14 protein-coding genes are annotated in these 13,333 nt (G+C 71.0%); 12 read left to right on the forward strand and 2 right to left on the reverse strand.

The genetic code is table 11. The features are described 5' to 3' along the window. The first annotated feature begins 33 nt into the window (after nt 1-33). Nucleotides 34-552, forward strand: a complete 519-nt coding sequence (gene ruvC / locus ACILRB_RS03245) for a crossover junction endodeoxyribonuclease RuvC (RefSeq protein ID WP_395664857.1) — start codon at nt 34-36, stop codon at nt 550-552. A 13-nt stretch (nt 553-565) separates the two neighbouring features. Beyond that, nucleotides 566-1,177 (forward strand): Holliday junction branch migration protein RuvA, encoded by a 612-nt coding sequence (gene ruvA / locus ACILRB_RS03250; RefSeq protein ID WP_395664858.1) that lies wholly within the window; start codon nt 566-568, stop codon nt 1,175-1,177. 6 nt (nt 1,178-1,183) lie between these two features. On the opposite strand, the gene tsaD is transcribed toward ruvA, so the two are convergent. Next, nucleotides 1,184-2,242 carry a tRNA (adenosine(37)-N6)-threonylcarbamoyltransferase complex transferase subunit TsaD gene (gene tsaD / locus ACILRB_RS03255; RefSeq protein ID WP_395664859.1) on the reverse strand — a complete coding sequence of 353 codons (1,059 nt, stop codon included), beginning with the start codon at nt 2,240-2,242 and terminating at the stop codon, nt 1,184-1,186. Here tsaD and hemC point away from each other — a divergent pair. The 6 genes from hemC (at nt 2,241) to ACILRB_RS03285 (ending at nt 8,094) form a co-directional block, all read left to right on the forward strand. Then, nucleotides 2,241-3,326, forward strand: coding sequence for a hydroxymethylbilane synthase (gene hemC / locus ACILRB_RS03260; protein WP_395664860.1), 1,086 nt, complete (start codon nt 2,241-2,243; stop codon nt 3,324-3,326). The genes tsaD and hemC overlap by 2 nt on opposite strands. Before the next feature lie 6 nt (nt 3,327-3,332). After that, the gene (locus ACILRB_RS03265; RefSeq protein WP_395664861.1) at nt 3,333-4,094 is read left to right on the forward strand and encodes a uroporphyrinogen-III synthase; all 762 of its coding nucleotides are present in this window, start codon (nt 3,333-3,335) and stop codon (nt 4,092-4,094) included. Between the two features lie 106 nt (nt 4,095-4,200). Beyond that, complete coding sequence (locus ACILRB_RS03270) at nt 4,201-5,451, forward strand: ABC transporter substrate-binding protein (RefSeq protein ID WP_395664862.1); 1,251 nt, start codon at nt 4,201-4,203, stop codon at nt 5,449-5,451. Then, on the forward strand, nt 5,448-6,461 hold the full coding sequence (locus tag ACILRB_RS03275) for a PQQ-dependent catabolism-associated beta-propeller protein (RefSeq protein ID WP_395664863.1): 1,014 nt from the start codon (nt 5,448-5,450) through the stop codon (nt 6,459-6,461). Before ACILRB_RS03270 ends, ACILRB_RS03275 begins: the two co-directional genes overlap by 4 nt. A 23-nt stretch (nt 6,462-6,484) precedes the next feature. After that, the gene (locus ACILRB_RS03280; RefSeq protein WP_395664969.1) at nt 6,485-7,261 is read left to right on the forward strand and encodes an ABC transporter ATP-binding protein; all 777 of its coding nucleotides are present in this window, start codon (nt 6,485-6,487) and stop codon (nt 7,259-7,261) included. Beyond that, a complete protein-coding gene (locus ACILRB_RS03285) occupies nt 7,258-8,094 on the forward strand; it encodes an ABC transporter permease (RefSeq protein ID WP_395664864.1) in 837 nt (278 codons plus the stop codon). Before ACILRB_RS03280 ends, ACILRB_RS03285 begins: the two co-directional genes overlap by 4 nt. A gap of 11 nt (nt 8,095-8,105) precedes the next feature. Here ACILRB_RS03285 and ACILRB_RS03290 read toward each other — a convergent pair whose 3' ends face one another. Beyond that, entirely contained in the window at nt 8,106-8,504 is a 399-nt protein-coding gene (locus tag ACILRB_RS03290; protein WP_395664865.1) for a c-type cytochrome, read from the reverse strand. 326 nt (nt 8,505-8,830) lie between these two features. Here ACILRB_RS03290 and ACILRB_RS03295 point away from each other — a divergent pair, with 326 nt between their 5' ends. From ACILRB_RS03295 to recQ, 4 genes are read left to right on the forward strand one after another with little or no spacing between them, the layout of a single operon-like run. Further along, nucleotides 8,831-9,748 (forward strand): ABC transporter substrate-binding protein, encoded by a 918-nt coding sequence (locus ACILRB_RS03295; protein ID WP_395664866.1) that lies wholly within the window; start codon nt 8,831-8,833, stop codon nt 9,746-9,748. Nucleotides 9,749-9,754: 6 nt separating this feature from the next. Then, nucleotides 9,755-10,495, forward strand: a complete 741-nt coding sequence (locus tag ACILRB_RS03300) for an ABC transporter permease (RefSeq protein ID WP_395664867.1) — start codon at nt 9,755-9,757, stop codon at nt 10,493-10,495. Beyond that, nucleotides 10,488-11,219 (forward strand): ABC transporter ATP-binding protein, encoded by a 732-nt coding sequence (locus ACILRB_RS03305; protein ID WP_395664868.1) that lies wholly within the window; start codon nt 10,488-10,490, stop codon nt 11,217-11,219. Before ACILRB_RS03300 ends, ACILRB_RS03305 begins: the two co-directional genes overlap by 8 nt. Further along, nucleotides 11,206-13,191: a DNA helicase RecQ gene (gene recQ, locus ACILRB_RS03310; RefSeq protein ID WP_395664869.1), complete on the forward strand. Its 1,986-nt coding sequence runs from the start codon at nt 11,206-11,208 to the stop codon at nt 13,189-13,191. Before ACILRB_RS03305 ends, recQ begins: the two co-directional genes overlap by 14 nt. Nucleotides 13,192-13,333 lie beyond the last annotated feature (142 nt).

Here is a 13,333-nt window from a genome sequence, read left to right on the forward strand (position 1 = left end):
TCCGCCCCGGGGCGCGATGGGGTAGAACCGCGCATGACCTCCTGCGTGCGCATTCTCGGCGTCGACCCCGGCCTTCGCACCATGGGCTGGGGCGTCGTCGACGTCGTGGGCTCGCGGCTCTCTTTCGTGGCCTGCGGCAGCCTGCGCTCGCGCCCCGCCGACAGCCTCGCCGAGCGGCTGCGCGCGCTGCACGAGGGGCTTGTGGGCGTCATCGCCGACCATGCGCCGGCCGAGGCGGCGGTCGAGGAGACCTTCGTCAACGCCGACCCGCAGTCGGCGCTGAAGCTCGGCCAGGCGCGCGGGATCGCCTTGCTCGCCCCGGCGCTCGCGGGCCTGCCCGTCGCCGAATACGCCGCCAATCTCATCAAGAAGACCGTCACGGGCGCGGGCCACGCCGAGAAGGCGCAGATCGCCCTGATGGTGAAGTTTCTGCTGCCGAAAAGCGACGCCGCGAGCCCCGACGCCGCCGACGCGCTCGCCGTCGCCCTGACCCATGCGCGCCTGCGCGCGAGCCGCAGGCTCGCCGCCGCCGTCGCGGCGCGCGGCCGATGAGGAGCGCCGCGCCATGATCGGCAAGCTGCGCGGCCTCATTGACGCCAAAGCCGAGGACCATGTGATCCTCGACGTCGGCGGCGTCGGCTATGTCGTGTTCTGCGCGCCGCGCGTGCTCCAGGCGCTGCCGGCCGAGGGCGAGCCGGCGGTCCTGACGATCGAGACGCAGATGCGCGAGGACCAGATCAGGCTTTACGGATTTCTGGGCGCGGCCGAGCGCGACTGGTTCCGCCTGCTCCAGTCGGTGCAGGGCGTCGGCGCGCGTCTCGCGCTCGCCATCGGCGGCGCGCTCGGCCCCGACGAGCTCGCCATGGCGATCGCGGCCGGCGACAAGACGGCGCTGTCGCGCGCGCCGGGCGTCGGCCCGCGCCTCGCCGCGCGCGGCGTGGCGGGACGGAAGGACAAGGCGCCGGCGCATGGTCCGCTCGCCGGCCTCGCGCCCCATGCGGCGGGGGCGCCTCAGGGCGCGGCCGCCGACGCCGTGTCGGCGCTGGTCAATCTCGGCTACGCCCGCGCGCAGGCGGCGTTCGCGGTCGCGGCCTCGGTCAAGGCGCTGGGGGAGGGCGCGGCCGCGCCCGAGCTGATCCGGCGCGGCCTCAAGGAGCTTGCCCGGCAGGCGGGCTGAACAGCCTCACGCCTTGCCGTGATGCGCGGCCTCGGCGCTGGCGTCGAGCGGCCAGCGCGGGCGCGCCGCGAAGGTCATGTCGTCGGAGAGGCCGAGCGAAAGGCGCTCGATTCCCGCCCAGGCGATCATCGCCCCATTGTCGGAGCAGAGCGCCGGCGGCGGCAGCACGAGACGCAGGCCGCTCTCGCCGCAAAAGCGCGCCAGCGCGCGGCGGATCGCGCCGTTCGCGCCGGCCCCGCCCGCGACCACCATGGCGCTGGCCTCGCCGACGCGCTCATGGAACAGCCGCAGCCCGGCGCGGCTGCGGTCGATCAGCGAATCGACGACGGCCGCCTGGAACGAGGCGCAGAGGTCGGCGACGTCGGTCTTGCTCGGATGGGAGATCCTGCCGGCCTCGACGCGCACGGCGGTCTTGAGGCCCGACAGCGAGAAATCAGGCTTCGGCCGCCCGAGCATCGGCCTTGGAAAGGAAAAGCGCGTCGGGTCGCCCTCTTCGGCGCGCCGCTCGACCTCCGGGCCGCCGGGATAGGGCAGGCCGAGCAGCTTCGCCACCTTGTCGAAGGCCTCGCCGACCGCGTCGTCGACGGTCGAGCCGAGGCGCAGATAGTCGCCGACGCCCTTGACCGCGACGAGCTGGGTGTGGCCGCCCGAGACGAGCAGCAGCAGATAGGGGAACTCGACGCCGTCGGTGAGCCGGGCGGTCAGCGCATGGGCTTCGAGGTGGTTCACGGCGATGAACGGCTTGCGGCTCGCGAGCGCCAGCGCCTTGCCGGTGGTGAGGCCGACGATGACCCCGCCGACGAGCCCGGGGCCGGCCGCGGCGGCGATTCCGTCGAGGTCCTTCAGCCCGACCTCGGCGCGTTCGAGCGCGCGGGCGACGAGCCGGTCGAGCACGTCGACATGGGCGCGCGCGGCGATCTCGGGCACCACGCCGCCATAAGCGGCGTGCTCGGCGATCTGGCTCATCACCTCGTTTGAAAGAATCTCGCCGGCGCCGCCGGGTTCGAGCCGCACGACCGCGGCGGCGGTCTCGTCGCAGGTGGTTTCGATGCCAAGAACGCGCATGGCGGCCGGAATCCGCTTTCGAGAGGCGCCCCGGCCGCACGGCGGGGCGGGACGCCGCGCCGCGCTTGGCGGATCGCGGCGAAGACGCTATGGTCGCGCAGCTATAGAACCAAAAGTTCCCTCAAGGAAATCCGCGATTCTCAGTTCGAGCCGCCCCAGGGTCGAGGACCTCAAACTCAGAATCGGGACGCGGGGCAGTCCTCTTGCGCTCGCGCAGGCGCGCGAGCTGAAAGGCCGCCTCGCGGCCGCCCACGGGTCTTCGGGCGAGGCGATCGAAACGGTCGTCATCCGCACGACCGGAGACGCCATCACCGACCGCGCGCTGAGCGAGGCCGGCGGCAAGGGCCTGTTCACCAAGGAGCTCGACCTCGCCCTGATTCGCGGCGACGTCGACGCCGCGGTCCATTCGGCCAAGGACCTGCCGACCTTTCTGCCCGACGAGATCGTGATCCTCGGCTTCCTCCCGCGCGAGGACGTGCGCGACGCCTGGCTCTCGCCCGTCGCCGCCCATCCGTCGGCGCTGCCCGAAGGGGCGCTCGTCGGCACCGCCTCGCTCCGGCGCGGGGCCATGGTCCGCCGGCTGCGCCCGGACCTCAGGGTCACGCTGCTGCGCGGCAATGTCGAGACGCGCCTCGCCAAGCTCGCGGCGGGCGAGGTCGACGCCACGCTGCTCGCCGTCGCCGGCCTCAGGCGGCTCGGCCTCATCGACCGCGCCACCGCCCTGCTCGACCTCGAAGAATTCGTGCCGGCGGCGGGGCAGGGCGCGATCGCGGTCACGGCGCGGCGCGGCGACGTGGCGGCGGCGGCGGTTTTCGCGCCCGTGCTCGACCGCGACACGGGCCGCGCGCTCGACGCCGAGCGCGCCTTCCTCGGCGTGCTCGACGGCTCCTGCCGCACCCCCATCGGCGCCCATGCGCGGCTCGAAGGCGAGACGCTGCTGTTCCATGCGCTGGTGCTGAAGCCCGACGGCTCGGCCTGCTACGAGGCGCGCGTGAGCGGCGACGCGAAGCTCGCCGCCTCGCTCGGCGAGGGCGCGGGCCGCGACCTTCTCGCCCGCATTCCTCCCGACCTGTTCGAGGACTGAAGCCGCATGCTGGTGCTGTTGACCCGCGCCCTCGACGAAGCCCTGCGCACGGCGGCCAAGCTCACCGCCATCCGCCAGCACGCGATTCTCTCGCCCGTGCTCGAAATGACGCCGACCGGCGCGCCCTGGCCCGAAGGCACGGTCGACGGCGTGATCGCCACCTCGACCCAGGCCTTCGAGCTTCTGTCCGACGGCGAAGACCGGCTCACGCCCGAGGCGCGCCGGCTCATTCCCCTTTATGTCGTCGGGGAGCGCACGAAGGCCGCGGCCCGCGAGCGCGGCTTCGCCGGCCGCGCCGTCGTGGAGCAGGACGCGCGCGACCTCGCCGCGCATCTGGTGACGGCGCTGTCCGAAGGCCCGCCGGCGCGGCTCGTCTATCTCGCCGGCCGCGACCGCAAGCCGGATCTCGAACAGGCGCTCGCCGCGGCGGGCCATGAAATGACGACGGTCGAGATCTACGCCGCGCAGGCCGCCCCCGCCCTTGACGAGGAGGCCGTCGCCCTGCTCGAGGCCGGGCGCATCGGCGCGGTCATGCATTATTCGCGGCGCAGCGCCGAGATCGTCCTGAGGCTCGCCGCCGAGGCCGAACTCGATCTCGCCGGCCCGCGCCATATCGCGATTTCGGCCGACGCGGCCGCGCCCCTGCGCGCCGCGGGCCTGCCTTTCGTGCATGTGGCGCAGACGCCGAAGGAGCAGGCGATGCTCGACCTGCTCGAATCGCTCGAGCCTCGCGAAAGCGTCAGCGGCGCGTCGCCGCCCGCGTCTTGATGCCGCGGGGCGGCGACCCCATCATCGTCGCATGAGTCTGGCGCGCGGGCGCCAGCCGAAAAACGGGCGCGCGAACGCCGGGCCAGGGCTTGAGGGAGGACGTAACATGCGAGGATTCGTCGCCGGCGCGCTCCGCGCCGGCCTCGCGCTCGCCGCGCCGGTCCTCGCCGCGCCGTCCCATGCCGCGCCGGTCCTCGCCGCGCCGTCCGTCGCGGCCGCGCCTGCGGCGCAGAAGGCGCCGCTCGAGGTCAGGATCGGCTTCATCCGCCAGCGGCATTCGCGCGACGTCATCTCGATCCTCGACATTCCGGCCGCCGACGACGGCGTCGCCGGGGCGCGCCTCGCCGTCGAGGACAATAATACGACCGGCCGCTTCCTCGGCCAGAGCTTCAGCGTCGAGGACGTCGCGCTCGACGACGGCGAGGATCCCGTCAAGGCGCTCGACGGCCTGCTCGCGAAAGGCGTCGGCCTGATCCTCGTCGACCTGCCGGCCGACCAGGTGCTCGCCGTCGCCGACGCCGCGAAGGACAAGGACGCGCTGATCTTCAACGTGTTCGCGCCCGACGATTCGCTGCGCGAAGAAAACTGCCGCGCCAATGTCGTGCATGTCGCGCCGACGCGCGCGATGCTCGCCGACGGGCTCGCGCAATATTTCGTCTGGAAGCGCTGGCCGCGCTGGCTCATGATCAAGGGCTCCCACCCCGAAGACGAGCTGTGGGCGCAGGCGCTGCGCCGCGCGGCCAGAAAATTCGGCGCGAAGATCGTCGAGGAGCGCGTCTACGAGGACACGGGCGGCGGGCGGCGCTCCGATTCCGGCAGCGTCCAGACGCAGCGTCTGATCCCGGCGACGACCCAGAACGCGCCGGCCTATGACGTGCTCGTCGCCGCCGACGAATCGGACGTTTTCGCCGGCTATCTGCCCTACCGCGGCTATGATCCGCGCCCCGTCGCGGGCTCGGCCGGCCTCAAGCCGACGAGCTGGGACCCGACGCATGAGCAATGGGGCGCGGCGCAGCTTCAGAACCGTTTCCACAAGCTCGCCGCGCGCGGCATGAACGCGCGCGACAACCAGGCCTGGGTCGCGGTCCGCATGATCGGCGAGGCGGCGACGCGCACGGGCTCGGCCGACCCGAAGACGCTGCGCGCCTATGTCGTCGGCAAGGATTTCTCGATCGCCGCCTTCAAGGGCCAGAAGCTGACGCTGCGGCCCTGGAATCAGCAGCTGCGCCAGCCGGTCCTTCTCGGCGACGGGCGCATGATCGTCTCGGTCTCGCCGCAGGAAGGCTTTCTGCACCAAGTCTCGGAGCTCGACACGCTGGGCTTCGACCAACCCGAAACGAAATGCAGGCTGCAATGATTCTTTCGCGGACTCTTTGGCGGACCCCTGCGCGGACCTTCTGGCGCGCCGCGGCCGTCGCGCTCGGCGCGCTCGCCGCGGCGGCGCCCGCCGCCGCCGCCACCGCCTATGTCTCGAACGAGAAGGGCAATTCGATCAGCGTGATCGACGCCGACAAGCTCGCCGTGGTCGAGACGGTGAAGGTCGGCCGGCGCCCCCGCGGCATCGTCCTCAACGGCGACAAGACGCAGCTCTTCATCTGCGCCGGAGACGACGACACGATCCAGATCCTCGACCTCAAGACGCTGAAGATCGTCGGCGACCTGCCGTCCGGCCCTGACCCCGAGCTGCTCGTGCTCGACCCCGGCGGCGCGCTGCTCTACGTGGCCAATGAGAACGACAATCTCGTCACCGTGATCGACGTCGCGAAGCGCAAGGTCGTCGAGCAGATTCCGGTCGGCGTCGAGCCCGAGGGCATGACGCTGAGCCCTGACGGCAAGCTGCTCGTGAACACCTCCGAAACCACCAATATGGCGCATGTCATCGACACGGCGACGCACAAGATCGTGGCCAACGTGCTCGTCGACGCCAGGCCGCGCGCGGCGGCTTTCTCGCCCGACGGCAAGGAGCTCTGGGTCAGCGCCGAGGTCGGCGGCACGGTCAGCGTCATCGACATCTCGGACGTCGCCGGCGCCAAGGTGACGCAGAAGATCTCCTTCGAGATTCCGGGCCTGACGCGCGAGGCGGTCCAGCCCGTCGGCCTCCGTTTCTCGCAGGACGGATCGAAGGTGTTCGTCGCGCTCGGCCCCGCGAACCGCGTCGCCGTGATCGACGCGAAGAGCCGCAAGGTCGAGAAATATCTGCTCGTCGGCCAGCGCGTGTGGCAGCTCGCCTTCACGCCCGACTACAAGCGGCTCTACGCCACCAACGGCGTCTCGAACGACGTCTCGGTGATCGACGTCGGCGCGCTCAAGGTGATCAAGTCGATCCCCGTCGGCTCGTTCCCGTGGGGCGTCGCGATCGCCCCATGACCGACGCGGGAGAACCTTTTCGCATGGAGGGCGCAGCTTCGGGGCGCCAGCCAGGGAGCGCCGGGGCGCCCGCCCTTTCGGTCGCGGGCGTCAGCCATTCCTATGGCCGGCGCAAGGCGCTCGACGACGTCTCCTTCGACGTGCCGCAGGGCCGCTTCGCCGTGCTGCTCGGCCTCAACGGGGCCGGCAAGAGCACGCTGTTCTCGCTCATCACCCGTCTGTTCGCCGTGACGCGCGGCTCGATCTCGATCTTCGGCTTCGACGTGTCGCGCGATCCCGGCGAGGCGCTGCGCCGCCTCGGCGTGGTGTTCCAGGCGCGAACCCTCGACCTTGACCTTTCGGTCGCGCAGAATCTCGCCTATCACGCCGCGCTGCATGGCGTCGGCGCGCGCGAGGCGAAGGCGCGCGCGCGCGACGTGCTCGCCAGGGTCGACATGCTCGACCGGATCGAGGACAAGGCGCGGGCGCTTTCGGGCGGGCAGATGCGCCGCGTCGAGATCGCCCGCGCGCTGCTGCACCGCCCGCGCCTGCTGCTGCTCGACGAGCCGACCGTCGGGCTCGACGTCAAGGCCCGCGCCGACATTCTCGCGCATGTGCGCGGCCTCGTCACGCGCGAGGGGCTCGGCGTGCTGTGGGCGACCCATCTGATCGACGAGATCGAGCCTGGCGACCAGGTCGTCGTGCTGCATCGCGGAAAGCTGCTCGACTGCGGGACGGCCGAAGCGGTGCGCCTGCGCGCCGGCGCGCCCGACCTCACCGCCGCCTTTCGCCGCCTGACCGGCGAAGGAGAGCCGACATGAGCCTTGCGTCCGCACAGCCGCGCCGCGGCTTTTCCCTGCGCCAGTATGCGGCGTGCCTTGCGGGAATCGTGTGGCGCGAGGCGCTGCGCTTCCTGCACCAGCGCGAGCGCTTCGTCTCGGCGCTGGTGCGCCCGCTGGTGTGGCTGTTCATTTTCGCGGCGGGGTTCCGGTCGGTGCTCGGCGTGTCGATCATTCCGCCCTACGACACCTATGTGCTCTACGACGTGTACATCACGCCGGGGCTCGTCGCGATGATCCAGCTTTTCAACGGCATGCAGTCGTCGCTGTCGATGGTCTATGACCGCGAGATGGGCAACATGCGCACGCTGCTGGTGAGCCCGCTGCCGCGCTGGTTCCTGCTGAGCTCGAAGCTCGTCGCCGGCGCCTCGGTGTCGATCCTGCAGGTCTACGCGTTTCTGCTGATCGCCTGGTTCTGGGAGATCGAGCCGCCGAGCCTGTGGGGCTATCTGACCATCCTGCCGGCGCTCGTGCTGTCGGGGCTGATGTTCGGCGCGCTCGGCATGCTGCTGTCGTCGCTGATCCGCCAGCTCGAGAATTTCGCCGGCGTCATGAACTTCGTCATATTTCCGATGTTCTTCGCCTCTTCGGCGCTCTACCCGCTGTGGCGCGTGCGCGAGGCCAATCCGACGCTGGCCTTCATTTGCGAGCTTAACCCCTTCACCCATGCGACGGAGCTGATCCGCTTCGCCTTCTGGGGCCAGGTCAATCCCGTTTCGCTCGGCGTGGTCGCGGGCTGCGCGGCGGCTTTTCTCGCCGCCGCGATCGTCGCCTATGATCCCTCGCGCGGCATGCTGACGCGGCGCGAGGGGTGAGCGCCAGAAGCTTACTTCTTCTTGCCGTCGGCGTCGAAGGACTCGACATAGGCGAGGACATTGTCGCGGTCTTCCGCCTTCGGCAGGCCGGGGAAGATCATCTTGGTGCCGGGGACGAGGGCCTTCGGCTCGGTCAGCCAGGCGTGCAGCTTCTCGTCTTCCCAGGTGATCCCGGAATCCTTCAGCGCCTGCGAATAGTTGAAGCCCGGAACGGAGGCCGACTTGCGGCCGACGATGCCGTTGAGCTCGGGGCCGACCATGTTCTTGGCGCCTTCGCCGATCTTGTGGCAGACGCCGCATTTCTGCTTGAAGAGGGTTTCGCCGGCCGCGGCGTCTCCGGCGGCGGAAGCGCCGGCGGTCTGCCCGATGAAGGCGAGCGCCGCGATAAGCGGAACATATTTCAAAGTCATGTTTCGGTTCCCTTCCCCTTGAGCGATGCGCTTCGCTCCGGTGTGGCGGCCGACCGCGTCGCGGAGCGCCCGCGATTCTTGAGCAATGTCGCCCGTCCGCAAAAGCATGTATCCTCATGACGCGAAAAAACACAACCGGCCACATGAGAGCGGGTATAACTTTGACGGAGCGCAAACGCCGGGGCGCGGAAGCCCTTGCAGGGCAGCGGTTTGGCGGGCTTTTTCGGGCGTGCGGACGCCGTCTCGCCGGCGCCCTGCGCGCCGCGGCGCTCTTTTGTCTCACCCTGGCGCTCGGCCTTCTTCCGGTCGCGGCCGCAGCCGCCGGCTTGACGATCCGCGTCGGCGCGCAAAGAACCGGGACGCTGGCCTGGGAGCTCGCCGCGGCCAAGGCGCGGGGCTTCGCCGAGGCTGAAGGGCTCGACATTTCGGTCTCCTGGTTCGCCTCGCCCGACGCCGGCCGCATCGCGCTTCTTGGCGGCGCGGTGGACGTCATCCTCGGCGACTGGCTCTGGGCCGCGCGCGAGCGCGCGCTCGGCGAGCCGCTTCAGTTCTATCCGACGTCGGCGGCGCTCGGCGGCGTGATGGTGCGCGAGGAGTCGGGCTTCAGGAGCCTCGCGGACCTCTCCGGCAAGACGCTCGGCGTCGCCGGCGGGCCGATCGACAAGAGCTGGCTGCTGCTGCAGGCCTATGCGCGGCGCGAAGGGCTCGACCTCAAGCGCACGGTCCGCCCCGTTTTCGGCGCGCCGGCGCTGCTCTATGAAAAGACGCTCGCCGGCGAGCTCGACGCCTCGCTCGCGTTCTGGACCTACGCCGCCCGGCTCGAAGCCAAAGGGTTCCGCACGCTGGTCGGGCTCGAGGCGGCGGAGCGCCGGCTCGGCGCGCAGGGGCCGGTCGCGCTGATCGGCTTTCTGTTCAGGGAAAGTTTCGCGCGCACGCAAGGGGAGACGCTGGCGCGCTTCCTGACGGTCATCGCCCGCGCGCGTGAGGCGCTCGCCGGGGAGGCGCCGCAGGATTGGGCGGCGATCGGCCGCGAGCTCGGCATTTCCGACCCGCAGGAGCTCGCCCTGTTCCGCCGGCGCTATATCGAGGGCTTCGCCCGCCGCCCGGTCGCCGAGGAGGAGGCCGACGCGCGAAATTTCTACGCCATCCTGCGCGAGGTCGGCGGGGCCGAACTCGTCGGGCCGGCGACGGCGCTCGAACCCGGCCTGTTCTACAGGGGCGCGCCGGCGTCCGGCGGACGCTGACCGTCCATGACGACGCGGCTTCTTTCGTTCGCGCTGCTTCTCGCCCTGTGGGAGGCCGCGGCGCTTCTGGCGCAGTCGCGCCTCCTGCCGGCGCCGCAGGAGGTCGCCGGCGTGATCATGGCCGAGGCGCGCTCGGGCGCGCTGTTCGCCAATCTCGCGGCGACGCTCGCGCGCGTCGCCGCGGCCTTCGTCATCGCCATGGCGGCGGGCGCGGCGCTCGGCGTCGCCATGGGCCGCAACCGGACGGTCGACCGCGTCTGCGACCCCTGGCTCATCGTGCTTTTGAACCTGCCGGCGCTGGTCGTGATCGTGCTCGCCTACATATGGATCGGGCTCAACGAGGTCGCGGCGGTCGGCGCCGTCGCGCTGAACAAGCTGCCGACCACGGCCGCCACCCTGCGTGAGGGGGCGCGCGCGCTCGACCGCAGCCTCGACGAGGTGGCGCTGATCTATCACATGCCGCTGAAGGTCCGCGTCTTCGACATCCTGCTGCCCCAGCTCGGGCCCTATCTCGCCGCCGCCACGCGCTCCGGCCTGTCGCTCGTGTGGAAGATCGTGCTGGTCGTCGAGCTGCTCGGGCGCTCGAACGGCGTGGGCTTCGAGATCGGCGTCGCGTTCCAGCTGTTCGACGTCGCGCGGCTGCTTGGCTATGCGCTGCCTTTCGTGATGATCATGCTGGCGATCGAGACGTTCGTGGTGCAGCCGCTCGAACGGCGCGCGACGCGCTGGCGCAAGGCCGATGCTTGAGATCGACGTGCGGCGCAAGACGCTGCGGATGGCCTCCGGCGACGAGCGGCTGGCGCTGCGCGACGTCGCCTTCAGCCTCGGCGAGGGCGAGGTCGCGGCGGTGATCGGGCCTTCGGGCTGCGGCAAGACCACGCTGCTGCGCATCGTCGCCGGCCTCGACCGCGACTTCGAGGGCGAGACGAAGCTGCCGGAGCCGCTCAAAATCGGCATGGTGTTCCAGGAGCCGCGCCTTCTGCCCTGGCGCAGCGTGCGGCGCAATCTGACGCTCGCGGGCGCAAGGCCCGGCGCGGCGCTCGACGCCATCGTCGCGGCCCTTGGGCTTTCGGGCCATCTCGACCATTATCCGGGCGAATTGTCGCTCGGCCTCGCCCGGCGCGTCTCGATCGCCAGGGCGTTCGCCGTCCAGCCGACGCTGCTGCTGCTCGACGAGCCGTTCGTCTCGCTCGACGCCGCCCTCGCGCTGCGGCTGCGCGAAGAACTCGCGTCGCTCGTCGAGACATGGCGGACGACGACGCTGCTCGTCACCCATGACCTCGACGAGGCCGTCGCGCTCGCCGACAAGATCCTGATTCTGTCGCCGGGGCCCGGCCGCAAGATCGCCGAGGTCGCGGTCAAGGCGCCGCGCGGGCGCGCTTCGCCGCGGGAGGCGGCGCTGCTGCGGCGCGAGATCGAGACGCTGGTCGCGCGCGCCGGCGGGGATGAAGGCGCGCATGAAAAGGGATAGTCTCGCCGCGCCCCTCGACGATCTGGACCCCATGCCGCAGACCGCAGCGCCTTCGCAGGCCGACTTCACCCCGGCGCCCGACCCTTCGCAGACGCAGGCGGCGCGCGAAACGCTCCTGCGCGTCTTCGGCTTCAGGGATTTTCGCCCCGCCCAGCGCGCGCCGATGGAGGCGGCGCTCGCGGGCGAAAACATCTTCGCCGTGATGCCGACAGGCTCGGGCAAGTCGCTGCTCTACCAGCTGCCGGCGCTGGTCCGGCCGGGGCTGACGGTGGTCGTGTCGCCGCTGATCGCCCTGATGCGCGACCAGGTGAGCGCGCTGGAGCAGAAAGGCGTCGACGCGGCCGCGCTCAACTCGGTCAACGGCGCGGCCGAAAACGCCTTCATCGAGGCAAGGATCAGGGCCGGACGATGCCGCCTCGTCTATGTCGCGCCCGAGCGCCTCGTGCGGCGCGAAACCCAGGCGCTGCTGCGCGAGGCCGGCGCGCGCGTCTTCGCCATCGACGAGGCCCATTGCGTTTCGCAATGGGGCCATGACTTTCGGCCCGAATATTCCGACCTCAAGGAGGTCGCGCGCGCGCTCGCGGGCGACGGGCCGCCGCTTCAGATCGTCGCGGTGACGGCGACGGCGGACGCGCCGACGCGGGCCGACATCGTCGAGCGGCTGTTTGCGTCGCCGCCGCGCCTGTTCGTGTCGAGCTTCGACCGGCCGAACATCCGCCTCGCCATGCGGCGGCGGGGAAACGCCGCGCAGCAATGCGCCGCCGAGATCGCGCGTCACAAGGGACAGAGCGGGATCATCTATTGCGCCTCGCGCCGCGGCGTCGAGCGCCTCGCCGAAACGCTGCGGGCCTCGGGCGTCGCGGCGCTGCCCTATCACGCCGGGCTCGCGCCCGAAATCCGCGCCGCGAACCAGGATGAATTCCTGACGTCGCAGGGCGTCGTCATCGTCGCCACCATCGCCTTCGGCATGGGCGTCGACAAGCCCGACGTGCGCTTCGTGATCCACGCCGACCTGCCGCAAAGCATTGAATCCTATTATCAGGAGATCGGCCGGGCGGGCCGCGACGGGCTGCCCGCCGAGGCGCTGCTGCTGTTTGGCGAGGCCGACGCGCGTTTTCGCGAACGCCAGATCGACGACGGCGACGCCGCGCCCGAGCGCAAGCGCGTCGAGCGGCGCAAGCTCAACGCCCTGCTCGCCCTGTGCGAGACGCCGCGCTGCCGCCGCCGCACGCTGCTCGCGGCCTTCGGCGAGGAGACGGGCGACTGCGGCAATTGCGACATCTGCGAAGGCCGCTGGCGCCTGTTCAACGGCGCGCTCGCCGCGAAGAAAGCGCTGTCCGCCGTGCACCGCACCTCGGGGCGCTTTTTCTCAGGGCATCTCGCCAAGCTGCTCGTCGGCGAGGCGACGGCGGCGATCGTGCGCCACGGCCACGACCTTCTGCCGACCTTCGGCGTCGGCAAGGAGTTCTCGACCGCCGAATGGCGCAGCGTGTTTCGTCAGCTTCAGGCGGCCGAACTCATCGACCAGCAGGAGGACGACCGCGACCGCTGGATCATCACGCCCGCCGGCCGCGCCGTGCTGCGCGGCGAGGCGCAGATCGAACTGCGCGAGATCGGCCTGACAGGCGGCCGCAAGGTCGGCGTCGGCGAGGCGCTGAAGCGCATCGACGAAACGACGCAGGGCGAGGCGCCGGCCGCCGCGTCGAAGCTCCCGCAGCGTCTCAAGGCCGAGGATCTGACGGTCGTCGAGGCGCGGCTCTTTGCGGCGCTGAAGGCGAAGCGGCTCGAGCTTGCGCGCGCGCAAAAGCAGGCGCCTTTCGTCATCTTTCATGACAGCGTCCTTGTCGCCATGGCGCGCGCGCGACCCATGACGCTCGCCGCGATGGAGCAGATTCCAGGCGTCGGGCCGGCGAAGCTGCAACGCTATGGCGCGATCTTTCTGGAGGCGCTGAACAGCGCGGACGAGGCCTGAAACGCCGGCGCGGGACAAAGCGGCGCCGCCGCAGGGATGAGGCGCGTCATAATTTGGCGCCCGCGCGGGGGGCGCCTCTCGCCTGCGTCTTTCTCGCCTGCGCCCGCCGCCTGCGCCTCTGGCCTTTCGGGCGGACGCCGCC

Source organism: Methylocella sp. (assembly GCF_044226135.1).
Lineage (GTDB): Bacteria > Pseudomonadota > Alphaproteobacteria > Rhizobiales > Beijerinckiaceae > Methylocapsa.

Excerpts from the sequence above, each read along its gene's own strand:
- ACILRB_RS03275 (WP_395664863.1), top strand. The coding sequence starts at position 5,448 with ATGATTCTTTCGCGGACTCTTTGGCGGACCCCTGCGCGGACCTTCTGG.
- ACILRB_RS03305 (WP_395664868.1), top strand. The coding sequence starts at position 10,488 with ATGCTTGAGATCGACGTGCGGCGCAAGACGCTGCGGATGGCCTCCGGC.
- ruvC (WP_395664857.1), top strand. The coding sequence starts at position 34 with ATGACCTCCTGCGTGCGCATTCTCGGCGTCGACCCCGGCCTTCGCACC.
- ACILRB_RS03265 (WP_395664861.1), top strand. The coding sequence starts at position 3,333 with ATGCTGGTGCTGTTGACCCGCGCCCTCGACGAAGCCCTGCGCACGGCG.
- hemC (WP_395664860.1), top strand. The coding sequence starts at position 2,241 with ATGGCGGCCGGAATCCGCTTTCGAGAGGCGCCCCGGCCGCACGGCGGG.
- recQ (WP_395664869.1), top strand. The coding sequence starts at position 11,206 with ATGAAAAGGGATAGTCTCGCCGCGCCCCTCGACGATCTGGACCCCATG.
- tsaD (WP_395664859.1), bottom strand. The coding sequence starts at position 2,242 with ATGCGCGTTCTTGGCATCGAAACCACCTGCGACGAGACCGCCGCCGCG.
- ACILRB_RS03290 (WP_395664865.1), bottom strand. The coding sequence starts at position 8,504 with ATGACTTTGAAATATGTTCCGCTTATCGCGGCGCTCGCCTTCATCGGG.
- ACILRB_RS03270 (WP_395664862.1), top strand. The coding sequence starts at position 4,201 with ATGCGAGGATTCGTCGCCGGCGCGCTCCGCGCCGGCCTCGCGCTCGCC.
- ACILRB_RS03285 (WP_395664864.1), top strand. The coding sequence starts at position 7,258 with ATGAGCCTTGCGTCCGCACAGCCGCGCCGCGGCTTTTCCCTGCGCCAG.
- ruvA (WP_395664858.1), top strand. The coding sequence starts at position 566 with ATGATCGGCAAGCTGCGCGGCCTCATTGACGCCAAAGCCGAGGACCAT.
- ACILRB_RS03280 (WP_395664969.1), top strand. The coding sequence starts at position 6,485 with ATGGAGGGCGCAGCTTCGGGGCGCCAGCCAGGGAGCGCCGGGGCGCCC.
- ACILRB_RS03300 (WP_395664867.1), top strand. The coding sequence starts at position 9,755 with ATGACGACGCGGCTTCTTTCGTTCGCGCTGCTTCTCGCCCTGTGGGAG.